The sequence below is a fragment of the Gaetbulibacter saemankumensis DSM 17032 genome (assembly GCF_000425645.1).
Lineage (GTDB): Bacteria > Bacteroidota > Bacteroidia > Flavobacteriales > Flavobacteriaceae > Gaetbulibacter > Gaetbulibacter saemankumensis.
Window position 1 is genome coordinate 1 of sequence record NZ_AUDV01000002.1, and the last position, 1,585, is coordinate 1,585.

Genomic DNA, 1,585 nt, shown 5'->3' on the forward strand with positions numbered 1-1,585 from the left:
CATAGAGGCTACTTCCAAAACTTTGATTCCTTCAAGTACTTTCATTTTTTACTTCTTTTTAAAAATTAGACATTATTATTTTTGTACATTATTGCTTAGCAATAAATGCATTACTTTTTTTCGTATAAAATGAATATATGAGGCGATGTAGGTTTTGGCTAATTAATATACTTAATTTTCAACATTTTAACAAACAATCATGTAATTTATTAACCTTTTCTTAACACTTCTTTGTTTAACTTTTTTGTTTTTTAGTTAAACAATAATAACAAGAAAAAAAATTATAACCAAATAAAATCACCTATTCTTTCCACATTTTATTTATTTTTTATTTTTTATAAATTTTACTACCTGCTAACTTTATCTATCTCACAACCAGTTTTTTATTAATTACCTAATAAAAGTTGTCCGTTTTATGTCTTTTATTTTTCATTAATAAATTATTATAACAACCTTTAGTTTTATATATTTAAGCATACATTTCAATTCAAATTATGCTCGTTACCCCCATAGTAGAAAGCTTCTCTAAGTTTTCTATACATTTAAATCAAGAAGAAATTAATGCCCTTGAAAACAGCGTTACTAAAAAAACTGTAAAAAGGCGACAGTGTATTCTTCATGAAGGTGACACTTGTGACCACTACAACTTTGTAATTGAGGGTTGTTTTAAAACCTATAAGGTTGATCATAATGGCAAAGAACATAATCTTCATTTCACAATAGAAAACAGCTGGATAACCGATCTTGGAAGTTTCTTTACTAAGAAAACTAGCCAATTATATATCGAAGCAGTTGAAAAATCCACCATACTTCGAATAGAGAGACAGGATTTAAATTCGCTCTATGATTTATATCCAAAATTTGACAAATATTTCAGGGTTTTTCTAGAAAGAACTCTGGCTAAAGAAGAACAAAGATCACTTCATAATATTAGTTCTACTGCCGAGGAACGTTATTTACATTTTCTAGAAACTTATCCTTATTTATTTAACAGAGTTTCTAATGTTCAAATAGCTTCATATCTAGGGGTTACTCCTGAATTCTTAAGTGTTTTACGAAAACGACTGGTTTCTAAGTGATTGTGTTTTGATTTATTGTACATGAATCGTGCAATTCTCCATGCTCCATTTTCCTTCTCAAATACAATAAGTTCACGATAATCATTAGAAAAAATTAAATCGTTTTCAAGAGATGAATTTTCAGAACTTGTAACTGCAAAAGCCATTTCGTTATCCACTTCTACTTCTTCAATATATATTTCGATGTCCAGTTTACCTTTTGAAAAGAAACCTTTATGTACATTATATATCTCTTCTATACCAAACACTGTTACTCCTTCTGAAGGCATGAATACGCTATTTTTAGTGAATAAACTTTGTGCTAATTTGGCATTACCAGAATTTAAAGCAAACTTGTAAATCACTAATAAGTTTACAATTTCTTGTTTTTCAATTTTATCCATATCTCTTGGAGTTTGTGAATCGATAACCAATTATCTATCCGATTAATTACATTACAAAGATGCGAGTAATATGAAGCATACACCTATAAGGTGGATTAATAAAAAACCTTAATCTACATTAAG

2 protein-coding genes are annotated in these 1,585 nt (G+C 28.0%); one reads left to right on the forward strand and one right to left on the reverse strand.

Annotated features, from left to right (window positions below; all coding sequences use genetic code 11):
• Positions 1–494: 494 nt before the first annotated feature.
• Entirely contained in the window at positions 495–1,079 is a 585-nt protein-coding gene (locus tag H611_RS14590) for a Crp/Fnr family transcriptional regulator (RefSeq protein WP_084158104.1), read from the forward strand.
• Here H611_RS14590 and H611_RS0100025 read toward each other — a convergent pair.
• A complete protein-coding gene (locus H611_RS0100025) occupies positions 1,007–1,462 on the reverse strand; it encodes a YybH family protein (RefSeq protein WP_157515008.1) in 456 nt (151 codons plus the stop codon). The genes H611_RS14590 and H611_RS0100025 overlap by 73 nt on opposite strands.
• Positions 1,463–1,585 lie beyond the last annotated feature (123 nt).